Here is a 17,118-nt window from a genome sequence, read left to right on the forward strand (position 1 = left end):
ACCGCAAATTATGAGGGTGCGCCTCTGGGCAGGTTCCAGTTGCGTTGAACACCGCTTGTCAACGATTGTGAACACCGTCGACGCCCAGACCCCGGCCACCCGCCAGGCCGACCACTCCCGATTCGTCCAGCGCGTGCGCCGCCGCTACGCCGCCGAGCTGGCCTGCCTGCCGCCCGGCGCGCCCGACAAGGCCGCCATGCGCGCCTGCCTGGACGCCCTCATGGCCCGCGGCCTGGCCCTGCCCGCCGCCCTGCGCGTGCTGCGCCAGCTGGTGCTGGAGCGCCTGGTGGTGATGGACTGCGAGGCCGGCGCTTCGCTGGAGGCGGTCACCGGCCCGGTCACCTGGCTGGCCGAGTTCGCGCTCGACCAGGCCTGCGCCCTGGCCTTCCAGGAACTCGACGCCCTGCACGGCGCGCCACTGTGCGCCAACGGCGCGCGCGCCCAGCTCTGGGTCATCGGCATGGGCAAGCTCGGCGCGCGCGAGCTCAACGTGTCCAGCGACATCGACCTGATCTACGTCTACGACCAGGACGGCGAGACCGCGGGCAACGCCGACGGGCGCAACCGCATCAGCCACCACGAGTACTTCGCCAAGGCGGTGAAGCACCTCTACAGCACCGTGGGCGAGACCACCGAGCACGGCAACGTGTTCCGCGTCGATCTGGCGCTGCGGCCGAACGGCAACTCCGGCCCCAGCGCCGTTTCGCTGGGCGCGCTGGAGGAGTACTTCCTGGTGCAAGGCCGCGAATGGGAGCGCTTCGCCTGGCTCAAGAGCCGGGTGATCGCGCCGGCCACGGCCCTGGCCGATGCCGCCGGCATGGCCGCGCTGCGCGGCACCGTGCTGCCCTTCGTGTTCCGCCGCTACCTCGACTACGGCGTGTTCGAGTCGCTGCGCGTGCTGCACCGCCAGATCCGCGAGCACGCGGCGCGCCGCGCCGCCGGCAACCCCGGCCGCGCCAACGACGTCAAGCTCTCGCGCGGCGGCATCCGTGAGATCGAGTTCACCGTGCAGCTGCTGCAGGTGGTGCGCGGCGGCCAGTTCCCCGAGCTGCGCACGCGCCCCACGCTGGGCGCGCTGCAGCGCGTGGCCAAGGCCGGCCTGATGCCGCCCGAGAAGGCCCAGGCGCTGGCCGAGGCCTACGTCTTCCTGCGCCGGGTGGAGCACCGCATCCAGTACCTGGACGACCAGCAGACCCATGTGCTGCCCGAGCGCGACGACGACCTGGCCTGGATCGCCGCCACCCTGGGCTTTGCCAACACCTGCGCCTTCCTGCACGCGCTGGACGCGCACCGCGAGCTGGTGGCCGAGGAATTCGACACCCTGCTCGGCGGCAGCGGCCAGGGCACCTGCAAAGGCAAGGGCTGCAACGGCGGCGCTCCGCGCCCCGCCGACGACGACCTGTCCGCCACCCTGCCGCAGCTGCCCGCCGCGCTGGCCGAGCGCGTGCAGCGCTGGGCCGAGCACCCGCGCGTGCTGGCCCTGCGCGAGGACACCCGCGCGCGGCTGGTGCGCCTGGTGCAGCGCACCGGCTCCTGGATCGAGGAAGGCCGTGTGGGCGAAACCGCCGCGCTGCGCATGATCGATTGGATCGAATCGCTGCTGCGCCGCGAAAGCTACCTCGCGCTGCTGCAGGAGCGGCCCTCGGTGCACGAGCGCCTGCTGCGCCTGCTGGGCGCGGCCAAGTGGCCGGCGCGCTACCTCATCCAGCACCCGGGCGTGATCGACGAACTGGCGAGCCGGCAGTTGCTGGCCGAGCGCTTCGACGCCGAGGCCTTCGAGGCCGAATGCGAGGCGCGCCTGGCCTCGCTGCGCGTGACCGGCGAAGACGACGAGGAAACCCTGCTCAACCTGCTGCGCCGCGCCCACCACGCCGAGACCTTCCGCACCCTGGCGCGCGACGTGGAAGGCGTGCTGACCGTGGAGCAGGTGGCCGACGACCTCTCGGCCCTGGCCGACGCCGTGCTGCGCCTGACGGCGCGCTGGTGCTGGGCGCGGCTGAAGACCCGCCACCGCGAGGTGCCGGCCTTCGCCATCATTGGCTATGGCAAGCTGGGCGGCAAGGAGCTGGGCTACGGCAGCGACCTCGACATCGTCTTCGTCTACGAGGACGAGCACGAGAACGCGGCCGAGATCTACGCCGCCTTCGTGCGCAAGATGATCAACTGGCTGCAGGTGAAGACCGGCGAGGGCGACCTGTTCGAGATCGACACCGCGCTGCGGCCCAACGGCAACTCGGGCCTGCTGGTCACCCGCTTCGAAGCCTACGAGAACTACCAGACCCGGCGCGGCAGCAACACCGCCTGGACCTGGGAGCACCAGGCCATGACGCGCGCGCGCTTCGTGCTCGGCAGCGCCGGCCTGGCGGGCCGTTTCGACGCCGTGCGCGAGGCCGTCATCACCGCGCCGCGCGACGAGGCCGCGCTGCGCACCGAGATCGTGGCCATGCGCGACAAGCTGCGCGCCGCGCACGCGGTGCGCGCGGGCCGCTTCGACGTCAAGCACAGCGCCGGCGGCATGGTCGACGTGGAGTTCGTGGTGCAGTACCTGGTGCTGCTGCACTCGAACGCGCACCCCGAGCTGCGCGCCAACACCGGCAACATCAACCTGCTGCAACGCGCCGAGGCGGCGGGCCTGCTGCCCGCGGGCATGGGCCAGGCCGCCGCGCTGGCCTACCGCCGGCTGCGCCAGGTGCAACACCGCGCGCGGCTGGACGAAACCTCCACCCAGGTCGACCCGGCCGAGCTGGCGACCGAGGCCGAGGCCGTGCGCGCGCTGTGGCGGCAGGTGCTGGGCCCCGCCGCCTGAACCGCCCATGAGGGGCTCGCGCAGCTGGCTCGCGCTGTGCATCCTGCACGGCGTGGCCAGCCTGGTGCTATGGGCCTCGCCAGCGGCGCTGGCGCAGGCCCTGGTGTGGCGCTCGGCCGACTGGGCGCAGCGGCCCTGGACGCCGTGGACCAGCGCCTGGGTGCACCTGAACGCGCCCCACCTGGTGGGCAACCTGCTCGCGCTGGGCGTGCTGGCCGCCATCGGCTGGCGGCTGCGGCCCTCGCGCGCGGCCACGCTGGCCTGGGCGCTGAGCTGGCCGCTGCTGCAGCTGAGCCTGCTGCTGTGGCCGCTGATCGGCTATGCGGTGGGGCTGTCGGGCGTGCTGCACGCCGGCGTGGCGGTGCTGGCCGTGTGCCTGCTGCTGGACGGCCCGAAGGCCTTGCGCCCCTGGGGCCTGCTGCTGGCCAGCGGCCTGCTGCTCAAGCTCTGGCTGGAGCGGGGCTGGTCCGGTCCGGTGGTGTGGGACCCGGGTGGCCAGATGTCGGTGGTGCGCGCCGCCCACCTGGGCGGCGCCGCCTGGGGCGCGCTGCTCGGCGCGCTGGGCGTGGGCTGGGACCGCTGGCGCGCGCGCCGCGCCAGCGGCTGAACCGCGCTCAGGCCGCGGCCGGCGCGGTGCCCAGCGACTTGCGGAAGCGGTTGAGTTCCTGCACGGACTTGAAGCTGCCGTCCATGAGCAGGCTCAGGTTGTGCAGGATGCGGTCGACCACCTTGCTTTCCCACACGGCGTCGAAGTTGATCTGCTGGTCCAGCCAGTGTTCCAGCCACTCAGGGTTGGGCAGGCGGCTCTGGATGGTGTCGTTCGGGAACAGCGCCTTGTTCACGTGCAGGTTGGTGGGGTGCAGGGCCTGCGCGGTGCGCCGCGCGCTGGCCATCAGCACGCCCACCTTGGCGAAGGCGGCCCGGGCCTCGTTGCCGAACTTGCCGATGGCGCGCTTCATGTAGCGCAGGTAGGCGCCGCCGTGGCGCGCCTCGTCCTGGCTCAGCGTGGTGTAGATGTGCTTGATGACCGGCTCGCTGTGCCACTCGGCCGCGCGGCGGTACCAGTGGTTCAGCCGGATCTCGCCGCAGAAGTGCAGCATGAGCGTCTCCAGCGCGGGCGCGGGATCGAACTCGAAGCGGATGTCGTGCAGTTCCTGCTCGGTGGGCACCAGGTCGGGGCGGAAGCGGCGCAGGTACTCCATCAGCACCAGCGAGTGCTTCTGTTCCTCGAAGAACCAGATCGACATGAAGGCCGAGAAGTCGGAGTCGTCGCGGTTGTCGCGCAGGAACATCTCGGTGGCCGGCAGCGCCGCCCACTCGGTGATGGCGTTCATCTTGATCGTCTGGGCCTGCTCGTCGCTGAGCCGGCTGGCGTCGAACTGCGCCCAGGGAATGTCCTTGTCCATGTCCCAGCGGACGGATTCCAGTTGTTTGAACAGTTCGGGATACAGCATGGTCATCTCTCTGGGTCTGGGCAAAAAACGCGCGACATTGTAGGCGGGGGGTATAACGGGCACCCGGATTGCCCTATGCCTCGCACAGAAACGGTTTCCTTTTCCCCGCGGAACTTCCCCCGCCGCCGCCCGCTCCAACCCGCCGTGTCGGGGAGGGAGACATCCACCGACCACCGTTTTCCGCTGCGAAGCCTTCCAGCCCCACCGGGGCCGGATGCAATCCCGGGGCGCTTCTCCTCCTCCTCCCTCCCTCCCTCGTTCGCGCCGGGGCGCTTCGCAGCTTCTTGTCCACCCCATCGCCGGCCGCGGCCGGCGGTGCCGGCCCGGGCCCCTCGCCTGACTGGAGCCCGCGCGCCATGAGCCCTCACCACCGACCCCAGATCCGCGTGGCCGTCGTCGGCGGCGGCGTGGCCGGGCTGGCCGCCGCCCACACGCTGCAAGGGCTGGCCGAGGTCAGCCTATTCGAAGCCGCCGGGCGCTTCGGCGGCGACGCCCACACCCTGGACGTCGCGCTGCCCGGGGCCAGCGGCGCGCCCGTGGCCTTCACCGTGGACACCGGCGTGCTGGTGTTCAACGAACGCACCAGCCCCAACCTGCTGGCGCTGCTGGCCCGGCAGGACCTGGCACCGACCGAGGCGGACGCCTCCTTCTTCGTGCGGGGTGGCGCGCTGGCCTGGGGCGGCCCCGACCTGGGCCGCGCGCTCTCGCCACGCCGCCAGCTCATGAGCCCGCGTTTCTGGCGCCTGCTGGCCGACCTCCCGCGCTGGCAGCGCCTGTGCGCGGCCCTGGCCCCCGCCCTGGACAGCCCCGACGACGCCCTGCTGGTCCCGCTGGACGGCTTCCTGCGCGCGCGGCACTTCTCGACCGAATTCCGCGACGCCTACCTGCTGCCGCTGTGCAGCGGCTTCAGCGGCCGCCCCGCGCACGCGCTGCTGCAGGCGCCCGCCGCCGCCGCGCTGCGGCTCTGGCACCACCACGGCCTGCCCACGCTGGGCGGGGCCTCGCCCTGGCGCGGCGTGGCGGGCGGCACGCGCCGGGTCGTGCAGGCCCTGCTGGCCGAACTGGCCGATGCGCGCCTGTCCACGCCGGTGCGCCAGCTCGCGCGCGACGGGCAAGGCCTGCGCCTGGTCACCGACACCCAGGTCGAGCGTTTCGACGCCGTGGTGCTGGCCTGCCACGCCGATCAGGCGCTGCGCTTGCTGGGCGCCGCGGCCAGCGAACAGGAGCGCGCCGTGCTGGGGGCCTTCCGTTTCGAGCCTGAGCGCGTGGTGCTGCACACCGACCCCAGCGCGCTGCCCGCGGCGCGCGGCGACTGGGCGGCGTGGAACGTCGCACCCGCCGCCGGCCCGGCGCCGGCCAGCCTGCACGTCTGGCTCAACCGCGTGCAGCCGCTGCCGGTGGAGCAGCCGGTGCTGCTCTCGCGCAACCCCGGCGAGCCGATCGCCGGCGACCGCGTGCTGGGCCAATGGGCGCTCGAACGGCCGGTGTTCGACCTCGCGGCGCTGCGCGCCCAGGCCCGGCTGCCGGCCCTGCAGGGCCAGGGGCACACCTGGTACGCGGGCGCCTGGTGCGGCAACGGCCTGTTCGAGGACGGCCTGAAAGCGGGTCTGCACGCGGCGCGCGCGCTGATCGACCGCTTCGCGCTGGTGCCGCGCCTGAGCGAACGCGGCGCGCTGCGCCAGGCCCTGCCGGGCGTGCTGGCCTGAGGGCCGCCGCCGCTCAGACGGGCTGGGAGTCGATGAAGCTCTGGCGCTGCACGAGCTTGTCGTTCAGCTTGGCCAGATTGGGAAAGTCGCCGCGCCAGTCGATGGCGGGGAAGCGGAAATCGAGGTAGCCCAGGGCGCAGCCCACGGCCACGTCGGACAGGCTGAAATGGATGCCCGAGCAGAACGGCTTGTCGCCCAGGCCCTGGCTCATGGACTTGAGCGCGGCGTGGATCTTCACCATCTGGCGCTCGATCCAGGCCGGGCTGCGCTGCTCGGCCGTGCGGTGCGGCCAGGTGGATTCAAGCCGCGCGAGCACGGCCGCGTCGAGCACGCCATCGGCCAGCGCCTCCCAGGTCTTGACCTCGGCGCGCTCGCGGCCCGAGGGCGGGATGAGCTTGCCGACCGGCGACAGGCCGTCGAGGTACTCGACGATCACGCGCGAATCGAACACCGCCTCGCCGCCTTCCATGACCAGGCAGGGCACTTTGTGGAGGGGGTTGGACGCGCCGATGGTGGTGGCGTCCGACCACACATCTTCCAGCACGAACTGGTAGTCCAGTTTCTTCTCGGCCATGACGATGCGCACTTTGCGCACGTAGGGGCTGGTGATGGCTCCGATGAGTTTCATGGTCTGTGGGGTTCTGGAACGGTCGGCGATTTTAGCCAGCACCCTGGGCCTTTCGCCTGACACGCCCGGCGCCGGGGCGGCCCGCGGCGGGCGCACTCCTACAATTCCGGGATGCGCCAGACACCTGCCTCCGCCGCGCCCACGGGCGCCGAACTCTCCCCCATCACCGCCCTGTCGCCGCTGGACGGCCGCTACGCGGGACGCCTCGCGCCGCTGCGCCCCTTCATGAGCGAACTGGGCTACATGCACCGGCGCGTGCAGGTCGAGATCGCCTGGTTCATTGCCCTGTCCGACGCCGGCTTTGCCGAATTCAAGCCCCTGTCGCCGGGTGCGCGCACTTACTTGCTGGGCCTGGTGAAGAACTTCGGCGAGGCCGATGGCGAAGCCATCAAGGCGATCGAGAAGACCACCAACCACGACGTCAAGGCCGTCGAGTACTGGATCAAGTCCAAGTTCGAGGCCCGGCCCGAACTGGAGCGCGCGGCCGAGTTCGTGCACTTCGCCTGCACCAGCGAGGACATCAACAACACCAGCCACGCGCTGCAGCTCAAGGGGGCGCGCGAACTGGTGCTGCTGCCCGCGCTGGACGCGGTCATCGACAAGCTGCGCGAGATGGCGCATGCCTTCGCCGCCGTGCCCATGCTCAGCCGCACCCATGGCCAGACCGCCAGCCCCACCACCGTGGGCAAGGAACTCGCCAACGTGGTGGTGCGCCTGGCGGGCGCGCGCGAGCGCATCGCCTCGGTCAAGCTGCTGGGCAAGATGAACGGCGCGGTGGGCAACTACAACGCCCACCTCTCGGCCTGGCCCGATTTCGACTGGGAGGCCTTCAGCCGCAAGGTGGTGGAGACGCCAGAGCCCCTGGGCCTGGGCCTCACCTTCCAGCCCTACAGCATCCAGATCGAGCCGCACGACTACATGGCCGAGCTGTTCGACGCGGTGGCGCGCGCCAACACCATCCTGATCGACCTCGCGCGCGACATCTGGGGCTACGTCAGCGTGGGCTACTTCAAGCAGAAGCTCAAGGCCGGCGAGATCGGGTCCTCGACCATGCCGCACAAGGTCAACCCGATCGACTTCGAGAACGCCGAGGGCAACCTGGGCCTGGCCAACGCGCTGCTGCGCCACCTGAGCGAGAAACTGCCCATCAGCCGCTGGCAGCGCGACCTGACCGACTCCACCGTGCTGCGCAACATGGGGGTGGCCCTGGGCTACGCCGTGCTGGCCTACCACGCGCTGGGCGTGGGCCTGAACAAGCTCGAGCTGAACGAGGAGGCGCTGGCCGCCGACCTCGACGCCTCCTGGGAGGTGCTGGCCGAGCCCATCCAGACGGTGATGCGCCGCTTCGGCGTACCCGGCGCCTACGAGAAGCTCAAGGAAGTGACACGCGGCAAAACCGTCACCGCCGAGGCCCTGCACGCGCTGATCCGCAGCCTGGAGATTCCCGACGCCGAGAAGGAACGGCTGCTGGCCATGACGCCGGCCAGCTACACCGGCAAGGCGGCCGAACTGGCCCGCCGGTCCTGACCGCCTTGCGGACACCCGCCGCCGGGCGGGCCGGCCTCAGGTGGCCGCGTCCAGCGCCCGCTCGCGGTAGCGGTTGAAGCGCCAGGCATCGCCCTCGATGGTGATGCGCCGCCAGGTGGCGCGCTTCTGGCCGGGCGTCATTTCGGTCCAGCGCTGCACTTCCTCGAACAGGCGGCCGCAGCCCTTGCAGACCTCGTCGCCCTGACTGGTGGAGCAAATGGCGATGCAGGGCGTGTCCGGCGTGGTGGCGTACCAGGCCAGCCAGGCCTCGCGTGCCTCGGGCGGCAGGGTGTGCTCGTCGGCCTCGGTCTCGCGGAAGAAGACCATCAGGGCGTAGACCTCGGCCAGCGCGCGCGTGGGCGCGGGCAGCGAGACGTTGTCGGGCGAGGGCGAGCGTTCGCGCCACCAGTTGATGGCCGCCTCGATGTCGGTGATGTGGATGCCGGCCATGGGGAGGGCGATCATACGGCGCCCCCGCCGGGCGGCGCCCCCACGCACCGCCGGGGCGATCAGGTCGCCTTGTTGTTGCGGTTCTGCAGGTACTTGCCCGTGACCACCACCAGCAGCGCGCCCAGGGCGGCCGCGGCGTAGAAGCCCAGGGAGTTGTGCGGCACCCAGGGCTCGATCACCTTGTCGGAGACCAGGGTCTCGGCGCCCACCCAGCCGATCAGCGCCGCGCCCAGGGTCACGATGACGGGGAAGCGCCCCATGATCTTGAGCATCAGCGTGCTGCCGAAAATCACGATGGGGATGGCGATGGCCAGGCCGGCGATCAGCAGCGGCACGTTGCCATTGGCCGCAGCGGCGACGCCGATCACGTTGTCCAGGCTCATCACCAGGTCGGCCACCAGGATGGTGCGGATGGCGGCGAGCAGGCCGCCATCGGTCTTGCCCTCGGATTGTTCGTCGTCGCCGCCGTTGAGCAGCTGCACGCCGATCCACAGCAGCAGCAGGCCGCCCACCACCTGCAGCCAGGGCAGCTGCATGAGCTTGACCGCCACGACGGTCAGCACCACGCGCAGCACCACGGCGGCGGCGGTGCCCCAGAAAATGGCCTGCTTCTGCTGGCGCGGCCCGAGCCCGCGCGCCGCCAGCGCGATCACCACCGCGTTGTCGCCCGAAAGAATGATGTTGATCCAGATGATCTGGCCCAGGCCCAGCCAGAACTGGGGGCTCGACAGCAATTCCATGGTGTGGCTTTCGACGGCCGGCAGCGGCCAAAAAGACGGCGCCCGGGGCGCCACCCCCCCAGTGTAGGCATGCTCACCGCCACGCCCCGTGAGGGTTACCGCGTACGCATTTCCACCGGGGGGATGGCTGGCGGACCCGCGGCCGTGCCGCATACAATCCGGGGTTTCGCGGAAGGGGAGTAGCTCCCGGGCGCGTGGCGGCTCCTTCTGGCGCCAAGCCGCGCCGGTCAACGCGTCGTCAGTACGGTGTCCGCTGCGCGGCACCCGGCGCGTTGGGCCCACGGACACGTGGCGCCGGGCAAGACCTTCAGAACCCGTCCCCTCTGGAGCCCCTTTTCACCATGGAATTCATGTCCGCTGCCTGGTGGTCCGCCCTGCTGGCCATCATCCTCATCGACCTCGTGCTCGCCGGCGACAACGCGATCGTGATCGCGCTGGCCGCCCGCAACCTGCCCAAGCAGCACCAGCGCAAGGCCATCATCTGGGGCACGGTGGGGGCCATCGTCGTGCGCTCAGCCATGACGCTGGTGGTGGTGTGGCTGCTGCGCATCCCGGGCCTGATGGCCATCGGTGGCATCGCGCTGATGTGGATCGCCTACAAGCTGATCGCCGAGGACGAGGGCGACGGCGACGAACACGGCCCGGGCGCCACCACCTTCTGGGGCGCCATGAAGACCATCATCATCGCGGACGCGGTGATGGGCATCGACAACGTGCTGGGTGTGGCCGGCGCGGCGCAGGGCGCCTTCGACCTGGTGGTCCTCGGCCTGCTCATCAGCATCCCCATCGTGGTGTTCGGCAGCACGCTGATCCTCAAGCTGGTTGAGAAGTACCCGGCCATCATGTACATCGGCGCGGGCGTGCTGGCCTTCACCGCCGGCAAGATGGTGGTCAACGAGAAGCTGCTGGCGCCCTGGTTCAAGGGCGGCGAGCCCACGCACCTGGCGGCCTACTGGGGCTTCGTGGCGCTCACCATCGTGGTGGTGCTCACGCTGGGCTACCTGCACAACCGCCGCGTCGCGCAGCGCGCCGCGGCCGCCGACCAGGCCTGAGGCGGGCATGCGGCTGATCCTGCGCTGGATGCTGGCGGCCTGCGCGCTGCTGCTGGTGGCCTGGCTGTACGACGGCGTGGAGGTGCGCAGCTTCCCGTCGGCGCTCATCGCCGCCGCGGTGATCGGCCTGTTCTACCTGCTGCTGCGCCCGGTGCTGGTCATCCTGACGCTGCCGGTGACGCTGGTGACCTTCGGGCTGTTCCTGTTCGTCATCAACGCCCTGCTCTTCTGGGCGGCGGCCAGCGTGCTCGACGGCTTCTATGTCGCCGGCTTCTGGGCGGCCCTGCTGGGCTCGCTCATCTACTCGGTGATCATGCTGGTGGTGGACGCCGCCCTGCGCAGCCTGCGCCTGGGTTGAACCACACCGTGGCCTGAGCGCGGCGCGCGCTCAGCGCTTGTCTTCCTCGCGCATCGCTTCGCGCAAACGCTCTTCCACGTCGCGGCGGCGGCTGTCCACGATGGCCAGCTCGATCGGATCCGCGTTGCGCTGCGCGGGCGGCAGGGCCTGGGCGGCCCGCAGACGCTCCAGCGCGCCGTCCCAGTCGAACTGCGCGGCCCGCGCCTCGGCCTCGGCGCGCACCGCCCGCAGGGTGTGGCCCTGGGCCTGGTGCGCGCGCGCGAGGATCTGCCAGGCCTGCGCATCGCGCGGGTGGTCCACCACCCACACCTGCAGGCGCGACGCGGCGCGCCCGGCCTCGCCGCTGGCGATGGCCGCCTGCGCGCCCAGCAGCAAGGGCCCGCGCGAGCCGGACGCCAGCGCGCCGTCGCGCAGTTCGGCCAGCAGCGTCGGGTTGGCGGGCATGCCCGGCGACATCAGCAGCTCCAACATCAGGGCGTCGGCCATGCCGCGCGCGTCGCTGCCGGCCACGGCGGTGCGCAGGCGCTGGGCCAGTTCGGTTGCACGCTCGCGCTGGCCCAGCCGCTGCGCGGCCAGGGCGCCGGCGTACAGCTCGCCGGGCCGGGCCGTGGGCGCGAGCGCCGTCTGCACCCAGGCCGACCAGCGCGCGCTGTTGCGCTCGGCCAGCACGCGCGCGCGCGCCGAGGCCAGCGCATGCATCGCGGCCGACGGCAGCCCCATGGAACGCACGGGCGCGTCCGCGCGCGGCCCGACGCCAGCGGCGGCCGACGGCAGGCGCGACTGCATGTCGGCGATGCGCTCGCCCGTGAGCGGGTGGCTGCGCAGGTAGGGAAAGGCGCCGTCGTCGTTCAGGCGCGAGGCCTGCGCCAGCTTGTCGAACATGCTCACGAAGCCCTGGCCGTCGAAGCCCGCGCCGGTGAGCACGCCGAAGCCCACGCGGTCGGCCTCGCGCTCCATGTCGCGCGAGAACTTGAGCGACTGCTGCGCGGCCACGGCCGTGCCGCCGGCGACGGCGGCGCCCGCGGCCTGGGGGTTGGAGCCGGCCGCCAGCGCGCCCAGGACCATGGCGGCGATCATCCAGGGCGCCATGCGCTGCTCGTTGGACATCATCCGCGCGATGTGGCGCTGCGAGACGTGGCTGAGTTCGTGCGCCAGCACCGAGGCCAATTCCTCCGGCCGTTCCGTCACCGCGAGCAGGCCCAGGTTGACACCCAGGTAGCCGCCCGGCAGCGCGAAGGCGTTGACGCTGCGGTCGCGCGAGATCATGAGCTCCCAGGCCAGGCGCTCGGCCAGCTCGGGCGCCACCTCGCCGCGCTGCTTGGCGGCGGCCAGCAGGGGCTGCCACAACAGCTGCAGGTAGTCGACCAGCATGGGGTCGTCGAGGTAATCCGGGTCCCGGTAGATGCTGCGCGCGATGCGGTCGCCCAATCGGCGCTCGGCGGACACGGTGAGGCCTTCACCATCACCCAGGCTGGGCAGGGCGAGATGGGCGTTCGGGCTGGGGTTCTGGGCCGGGGCGCGCGCGGCGCCGCTGGTCTGCGCCTGAACGCCCGTCGCAGGCCAGGCCAGGGCCAGCGCGAGGAGGGACAGCGCCAGTCGCGGAGGCCGCCGGGGGCCCGCAGGGGTCGAAAACATGGCCGTATGATGCCGCCAACCCCCTCCGGTTCACCGCGCCCCCGCGCAAAGCCGCCATGAAGCGGCGTTACCAAGCGTCACGAACGTGCCCCAGCCTCCCACCCCATCCGCCCCCACCGACAGCCCGCTGACCCATTTCGACGCCCAGGGCCAGGCCCACATGGTGGATGTCGGCGCGAAAGCGAGCACCCACCGCGTGGCGGTCGCCGAAGGGCGGATCACCATGCAGCCAGAGACGCTGGCCCTGATCGAATCGGGCACGGCGAAGAAAGGCGACGTACTGGGGGTGGCGCGCCTGGCCGGCATCATGGCCGCCAAGAAGACCAGCGACCTCATCCCCCTGTGCCACCCGATCGCGCTGACGCGGGTGGCGGTGGACTTTTCGGTGGACTCGGCCAGTCACAGCGTGCTGTGCACCGCCACCGCCGAATGCACGGGGCAGACGGGGGTGGAAATGGAGGCCCTCACCGCCGCGTCGGTGGCCTTGCTCACGATCTACGACATGTGCAAGGCGGCGGATCGGGGGATGGCGATGGGGGGGATCCGGTTGAGGGAGAAGAGGGGGGGGAAGAGCGGAGGATTTGTGGCGGAAGGCCCGATGACCCGCTGATCACACATTGGTCAATGAACCGCAAACCCGTCACCCGGAACAAAACCAAGCAATTGGCCTTGGCCATCGAGGATGGCAATCCAATCCTGCCGGTGAACAACCGGCAGATACATGGCGTCCACTACGGGCACTTTGGCACGAACAAGCACGGCCTCCACCTCGCCAGCGGCATCAGGGAATCGATCTACAAACACTTTCAGCGGACGCGCCCGCCGGGTCACGGCAAGGGCGTAAGCGTCATCATAGGGAACGTAGTACTCAGGCCGCTGGGCAAAGTCACGGCCGCCACGCAGTGCCTCCACAAGGATCGCTTGACGCGCCGCCGGATCCTGAGGCGGATGCGCCCCGACTAGCACCGGCCCTGAAAAGAGGCGGGGGTGCAGAGCTTCGGGTAACCCATTGATCTGGGACGTGACATCGACCCCAAGATAGTCCGGTTTCGCCACGACACGAAAACGCTCCACGTCATGGACGAGAAACAGCGGTCGCGCCTCGTACACGGTACTCAGGCCATACAGCAACGCCGCGCACTGCAGCAAGCCGATGATGCTCAAGTCCTTTATCAGCTCCGCTCTGGGTTTGGAGCGATCGAACACAATCAGGGTAAGCGCCGGCCCACAGATGACATCGACGACGACGACCAGTATGAACAACTGCCGCCCCCCTGACAGTTGGTCGAACGGATGCGGATACCAGATACCCCATACAAGCAAGGCGGCTCCAGCAGCCAGCAGCATCGACAAACCGAAATGAATGGCGGCGGCCTTGACCGCCGCTCGCAGACGCGGAACTAGCATCGAGGTCATTGCTGCAACTGCTGCTTTTCGAGCGGAACGCCTAGAGCCGGCAGACCACGCTTCGCCAGTTCCTGCTCGAGCTGAGCCGCAAGGGGACGATAGACTTTGAACCCCTGCTGCGCCAAGAGCACCCGCAACTGACGCCGCGCCTCGTCGGAGTCCCCATTGAGGGCGAGCGCCGTCGCATACCGATACTGACTACCCGACCAAGGATAGTGCAATGCGGCCTCGCGCAAAAGAGTCATCTGCTCAACGCCCAGCGCACGTTGCAGAGGCACGCGAGTGGAGGCAACCAAGTCGCTTAGTTGATTCAGCGCCAGAACCCTTGGCGGTGGCTCACTCGGAGGTGGGCCAATACGCAGCATCTGAAATCGCGCCATTCGGAAGTCTTCCTCAACACGCACGTAATCAACGACGGACCAGGCGCCCAACACGCCGAGAGCGAGAATCGCTACCGCGGCCACCCAGCGGTGGACACGAACCGCCGCAGCGCCAGGGTTGGTGACCGCAGCCAAGTAGCCCACACCCAACATCGCGGGCATCAGAAGATACGCGTAGGCGAATGGGAACTCGAACAGGCTATGCACCCCAAACGGGATCAGCAATGCCATACCGAACCATGTCAGTGGTGCACTGTCCACTACGCGAAGACGCCCCCACCACCACATGATGATCGCGAGGACCATCGCGATCGCCAACGGCCAACCGATCCAGACGGCTAAGTCGAGAACGATGTTATGGCTGTAGGTTACGGCAAGCGCGCTGCTGGCCTCATGGACAACGGCGTTGTGCGCTTCCGCCGTATCTCGAATGCCCCAACCGAACCAAGGTTGAAGCAATGACGCCTCAAACATCTGGCGCCACAGCAGCCAACGTGGATCCTCGCCGCTGGCCACCAAACGCTCCATTCCAGCCTCGCCATCGTAGCCGCCGGCCCACCACCGATAGAACGTGGGCCAGAGAGCGAACATGGTCGTCGTTGCTACCACATGCCATAACGACCATGTTCGCGCTATCGCGGCGCCCTCTGACGGCCGCTTCCACGCCCACAGACCGCACAGCATCCAGGTAGCCAGCAAGCCGCTCCTTGACTCCGTCACGGCGACGCCCATGGAAAAAAGAAACGCCAGCATCGCCAGCACACCCGCGCCGATCCGGCGCTGCATGTTCAAAAACAGAGCAGCACCCATACCCATAACGAGCAAAGTGGCAAGGTGGTTTGGCTGGGCAAGGTTGGCACCCGGACGGCGAATGCCTGGCTGTCGAACGATAAAGGAGGCATCGCCCCACACCTGAAGAACCTGCGCCAGCGAAATTCCAATGGACAATATGCACCCGACTATCACGCTCCACGCCAACCACTCCCCGGCACGGTGCGCCTTAGGCAACACTGGGTCATTCGGGCTGGACTTGGCCTCGCGCCAACCCCATGTCATGGCGACCGCCATCAGTCCCAGGTACAACGACACCGTCAACACCTGCCCTCGCCAAGCGACAGCCCCGACAACCCCCTGGATACACAACACCGCGACCAAAAGCGCGATAGGCCAAATGGGCGCGGGCATCTCGATCCAGCTTTCCCCTTTGTGTAGCGCGAATGCGGCTGCCAGCCACATGAGGAGGAAGAACGGAAGTTCTGAATGCCAGCTCACCCAAGGAAGAAAGTGATTGGAATTGAGCCAACCAGTCAACATGAGCAGTGCGGCAAAGACATGGTTCATGTGTGATAGGTGACCTAAAAAAAGAAGCGCCCACGGGGGGCGCTGTATTCTTTCTTGCGTGTCGACCTCAACCGGCCGACATCATCTCAAGCTTAATTACTGCGATGCCCAGCCAGCGCCAAGGTTGGCAACCGTGGTGTCGCGGCAGGAGCCCGGCAGAAACTTGGGCAGCATGGCGCCACCAGGGCCACAGAGCCACCCGCCCACCTCCGAACCGTTCAGCTGCGGCCAGAGAATCACAAACCCACCATCAACACCGGCGCCGATGTTGCGAGCGGTCACACGAATGCCGCCTTCGTTGCTGGTTTCGACAAGTGCCACGTACTGCGTGGAAGGCGTGGATTGCTCGCAACCCCAGTTGCCACCCGCCGGGATTGAAGCGGGGTTACTGATCGTCTGGCGAACTTCAGTCACGCTGGTGCGGCACTGGGATGCGGCCAACACGATTTCCGACACCTTCGCGCGCTTTGTGTAGTCCTGATACGCCGGCAGCGCCACGGCCGCCAGAATGCCGATGATGGCCACCACGATCATCAGTTCGATCAGGGTGAAACCTTTTTGAATCGTACGCTTCATTGAGAACTCCTCCAGAAGGGGGGTTGGGTTGAGACCCCTGCTCTTCTGCAGATGGCGTGCCAGCTTCGTGGACCGGATGAGCGTACCGGCTGCGAGGATGACCGGCCAATGGGCGGTCAGACTCATCCTTTTGGCCTAATTTTCGTCGGACAAATTTCGTCACCTCGCCGGGTGATCGACAGAATTTGTCAAACCTCGAAAACCTGCCCCGCGCTGAGCCAACGGATGTCTTGCGGCACGCCGGCGCCCAAGCGACGGATGTCGTCCGCGATCAATTCGGTTTCCGCCGGCTTGGTGTGGGTGATGTGGATCGGGTAGCGCCGGCCGGGCGCGATCTGGCCCAGCTCTTCGGCCAGCAACACGGGCGCCAGGTGCTGGCTGCGGCGCGCCAGTTCCGCTTCGCGGTCGCTGAAAGCCGTTTCGATGACCAGTTGCGCCACGTCGAGCTGATTGACCCGGCGCCAGAACGCCGGGTTGCGTCCGGTATCGCCGCTGAACACCCAGTGCGGGCCGCCACTGTCCCGCGCCACGGCGAAGCCCACCGCCGGCACCGTGTGCACCGCCGGCAGGGCTTCGAAGCACTTGCCATTGACCTTCACCACATCGCCCACGTCGAAGGAGGTGAAACGCATCAGCGGCGCCCCCTCCGATGGAATGCGCGAGAAATCCGGCCAGATGAGGTCATTGAAGATGTGCGCCCTCAGCGCCGCGATGGTGCCGGGCAGCGCGTGCACCTGCAGCGCCGGCCGGCCGCTGGCCAGACGGCGCGACGCCACTGCGTCCAGCATGAGCGGCAGCGAGGCCACGTGATCGAGGTGCGCGTGCGTGAGCAGCACATGGTCGATGCGCAGCATCTCGTCGATGCGCAGGTCGCCGACGCCCGTGCCCGCGTCGATGAGCGTGTCGTCGTCGATCAGAAAGGCGGTGGTCCGGCATCCCTGGGCGATGGCACCGGAACACCCGAGTACGCGAACCCTCATCGGCATCGGGTGGAGAACATGGAGGGCCCCGAGGGTACCCCCCACCGCCCGCACGGGATGTGACTTATTCCTCGGCAC

The 17,118-nt window shown here is 69.1% G+C and carries 16 protein-coding genes; 7 read left to right on the forward strand and 9 right to left on the reverse strand.

The window, feature by feature from the left end; translation table 11 throughout:
• Nucleotides 1-10: 10 nt before the first annotated feature.
• The gene (glnE, locus tag JNX00_RS21915; protein WP_239478208.1) at nucleotides 11-2,806 is read left to right on the forward strand and encodes a bifunctional [glutamate--ammonia ligase]-adenylyl-L-tyrosine phosphorylase/[glutamate--ammonia-ligase] adenylyltransferase; all 2,796 of its coding nucleotides are present in this window, start codon (nucleotides 11-13) and stop codon (nucleotides 2,804-2,806) included.
• A gap of 7 nt (nucleotides 2,807-2,813) precedes the next feature.
• Nucleotides 2,814-3,413, forward strand: coding sequence for a rhomboid family intramembrane serine protease (locus tag JNX00_RS21920; RefSeq protein WP_204743693.1), 600 nt, complete (start codon nucleotides 2,814-2,816; stop codon nucleotides 3,411-3,413).
• Nucleotides 3,414-3,420: 7 nt separating this feature from the next.
• Here the strand turns inward: JNX00_RS21920 and JNX00_RS21925 are convergent, their stop codons facing one another.
• Nucleotides 3,421-4,260 carry a ferritin gene (locus JNX00_RS21925; RefSeq protein WP_070399871.1) on the reverse strand — a complete coding sequence of 280 codons (840 nt, stop codon included), beginning with the start codon at nucleotides 4,258-4,260 and terminating at the stop codon, nucleotides 3,421-3,423.
• A gap of 356 nt (nucleotides 4,261-4,616) precedes the next feature.
• On the opposite strand from JNX00_RS21925, the gene JNX00_RS21930 reads away from it, so the two are divergent.
• Nucleotides 4,617-5,966 (forward strand): FAD-dependent oxidoreductase, encoded by a 1,350-nt coding sequence (locus JNX00_RS21930; RefSeq protein WP_239478209.1) that lies wholly within the window; start codon nucleotides 4,617-4,619, stop codon nucleotides 5,964-5,966.
• A 13-nt stretch (nucleotides 5,967-5,979) separates the two neighbouring features.
• On the opposite strand, the gene JNX00_RS21935 is transcribed toward JNX00_RS21930, so the two are convergent.
• The gene (locus JNX00_RS21935; protein WP_070399754.1) at nucleotides 5,980-6,594 is read right to left on the reverse strand and encodes a glutathione S-transferase N-terminal domain-containing protein; all 615 of its coding nucleotides are present in this window, start codon (nucleotides 6,592-6,594) and stop codon (nucleotides 5,980-5,982) included.
• A gap of 111 nt (nucleotides 6,595-6,705) precedes the next feature.
• Between JNX00_RS21935 and purB the strand changes: the two genes are divergently transcribed.
• A complete protein-coding gene (purB, locus tag JNX00_RS21940) occupies nucleotides 6,706-8,121 on the forward strand; it encodes an adenylosuccinate lyase (protein ID WP_204743694.1) in 1,416 nt (471 codons plus the stop codon).
• Between the two features lie 36 nt (nucleotides 8,122-8,157).
• Here purB and JNX00_RS21945 read toward each other — a convergent pair whose 3' ends face one another.
• Nucleotides 8,158-8,571, reverse strand: a complete 414-nt coding sequence (locus JNX00_RS21945; RefSeq protein WP_204745114.1) for a DUF3717 domain-containing protein — start codon at nucleotides 8,569-8,571, stop codon at nucleotides 8,158-8,160.
• A gap of 59 nt (nucleotides 8,572-8,630) precedes the next feature.
• Nucleotides 8,631-9,311, reverse strand: a complete 681-nt coding sequence (locus JNX00_RS21950; RefSeq protein ID WP_204743695.1) for a TerC family protein — start codon at nucleotides 9,309-9,311, stop codon at nucleotides 8,631-8,633.
• 341 nt (nucleotides 9,312-9,652) lie between these two features.
• Here JNX00_RS21950 and JNX00_RS21955 point away from each other — a divergent pair, with 341 nt between their 5' ends.
• Together JNX00_RS21955 and JNX00_RS21960 are read left to right on the forward strand one after the other, a co-directional pair.
• Entirely contained in the window at nucleotides 9,653-10,363 is a 711-nt protein-coding gene (locus JNX00_RS21955; protein ID WP_204743696.1) for a TerC family protein, read from the forward strand.
• A gap of 7 nt (nucleotides 10,364-10,370) precedes the next feature.
• Nucleotides 10,371-10,721, forward strand: coding sequence for a phage holin family protein (locus JNX00_RS21960; protein WP_070399749.1), 351 nt, complete (start codon nucleotides 10,371-10,373; stop codon nucleotides 10,719-10,721).
• 30 nt (nucleotides 10,722-10,751) lie between these two features.
• On the opposite strand, the gene JNX00_RS21965 is transcribed toward JNX00_RS21960, so the two are convergent.
• Nucleotides 10,752-12,356 carry a M48 family metalloprotease gene (locus JNX00_RS21965; protein WP_083293231.1) on the reverse strand — a complete coding sequence of 535 codons (1,605 nt, stop codon included), beginning with the start codon at nucleotides 12,354-12,356 and terminating at the stop codon, nucleotides 10,752-10,754.
• 85 nt (nucleotides 12,357-12,441) lie between these two features.
• On the opposite strand from JNX00_RS21965, the gene moaC reads away from it, so the two are divergent.
• A complete protein-coding gene (gene moaC / locus JNX00_RS21970) occupies nucleotides 12,442-12,966 on the forward strand; it encodes a cyclic pyranopterin monophosphate synthase MoaC (RefSeq protein ID WP_275564517.1) in 525 nt (174 codons plus the stop codon).
• Between the two features lie 11 nt (nucleotides 12,967-12,977).
• Here moaC and JNX00_RS21975 read toward each other — a convergent pair whose 3' ends face one another.
• The 4 genes from JNX00_RS21975 to JNX00_RS21990 form a co-directional block, all read right to left on the reverse strand.
• A complete protein-coding gene (locus JNX00_RS21975) occupies nucleotides 12,978-13,772 on the reverse strand; it encodes a pilus assembly protein (protein ID WP_204743697.1) in 795 nt (264 codons plus the stop codon).
• The gene (locus JNX00_RS21980) at nucleotides 13,769-15,484 is read right to left on the reverse strand and encodes an O-antigen ligase family protein (RefSeq protein WP_204743698.1); all 1,716 of its coding nucleotides are present in this window, start codon (nucleotides 15,482-15,484) and stop codon (nucleotides 13,769-13,771) included. The genes JNX00_RS21975 and JNX00_RS21980 overlap by 4 nt, the downstream gene beginning before the upstream one ends.
• A 96-nt stretch (nucleotides 15,485-15,580) precedes the next feature.
• Nucleotides 15,581-16,060, reverse strand: coding sequence for a pilin (locus JNX00_RS21985; protein WP_204743699.1), 480 nt, complete (start codon nucleotides 16,058-16,060; stop codon nucleotides 15,581-15,583).
• A gap of 188 nt (nucleotides 16,061-16,248) precedes the next feature.
• Complete coding sequence (locus JNX00_RS21990; RefSeq protein ID WP_204743700.1) at nucleotides 16,249-17,040, reverse strand: 3',5'-cyclic-nucleotide phosphodiesterase; 792 nt, start codon at nucleotides 17,038-17,040, stop codon at nucleotides 16,249-16,251.
• Nucleotides 17,041-17,118: the final 78 nt, after the last annotated feature.

Origin of the sequence: Hydrogenophaga sp. YM1 (genome assembly GCF_016903055.1) — a bacterium.
GTDB lineage: Bacteria > Pseudomonadota > Gammaproteobacteria > Burkholderiales > Burkholderiaceae_C > Hydrogenophaga > Hydrogenophaga borbori.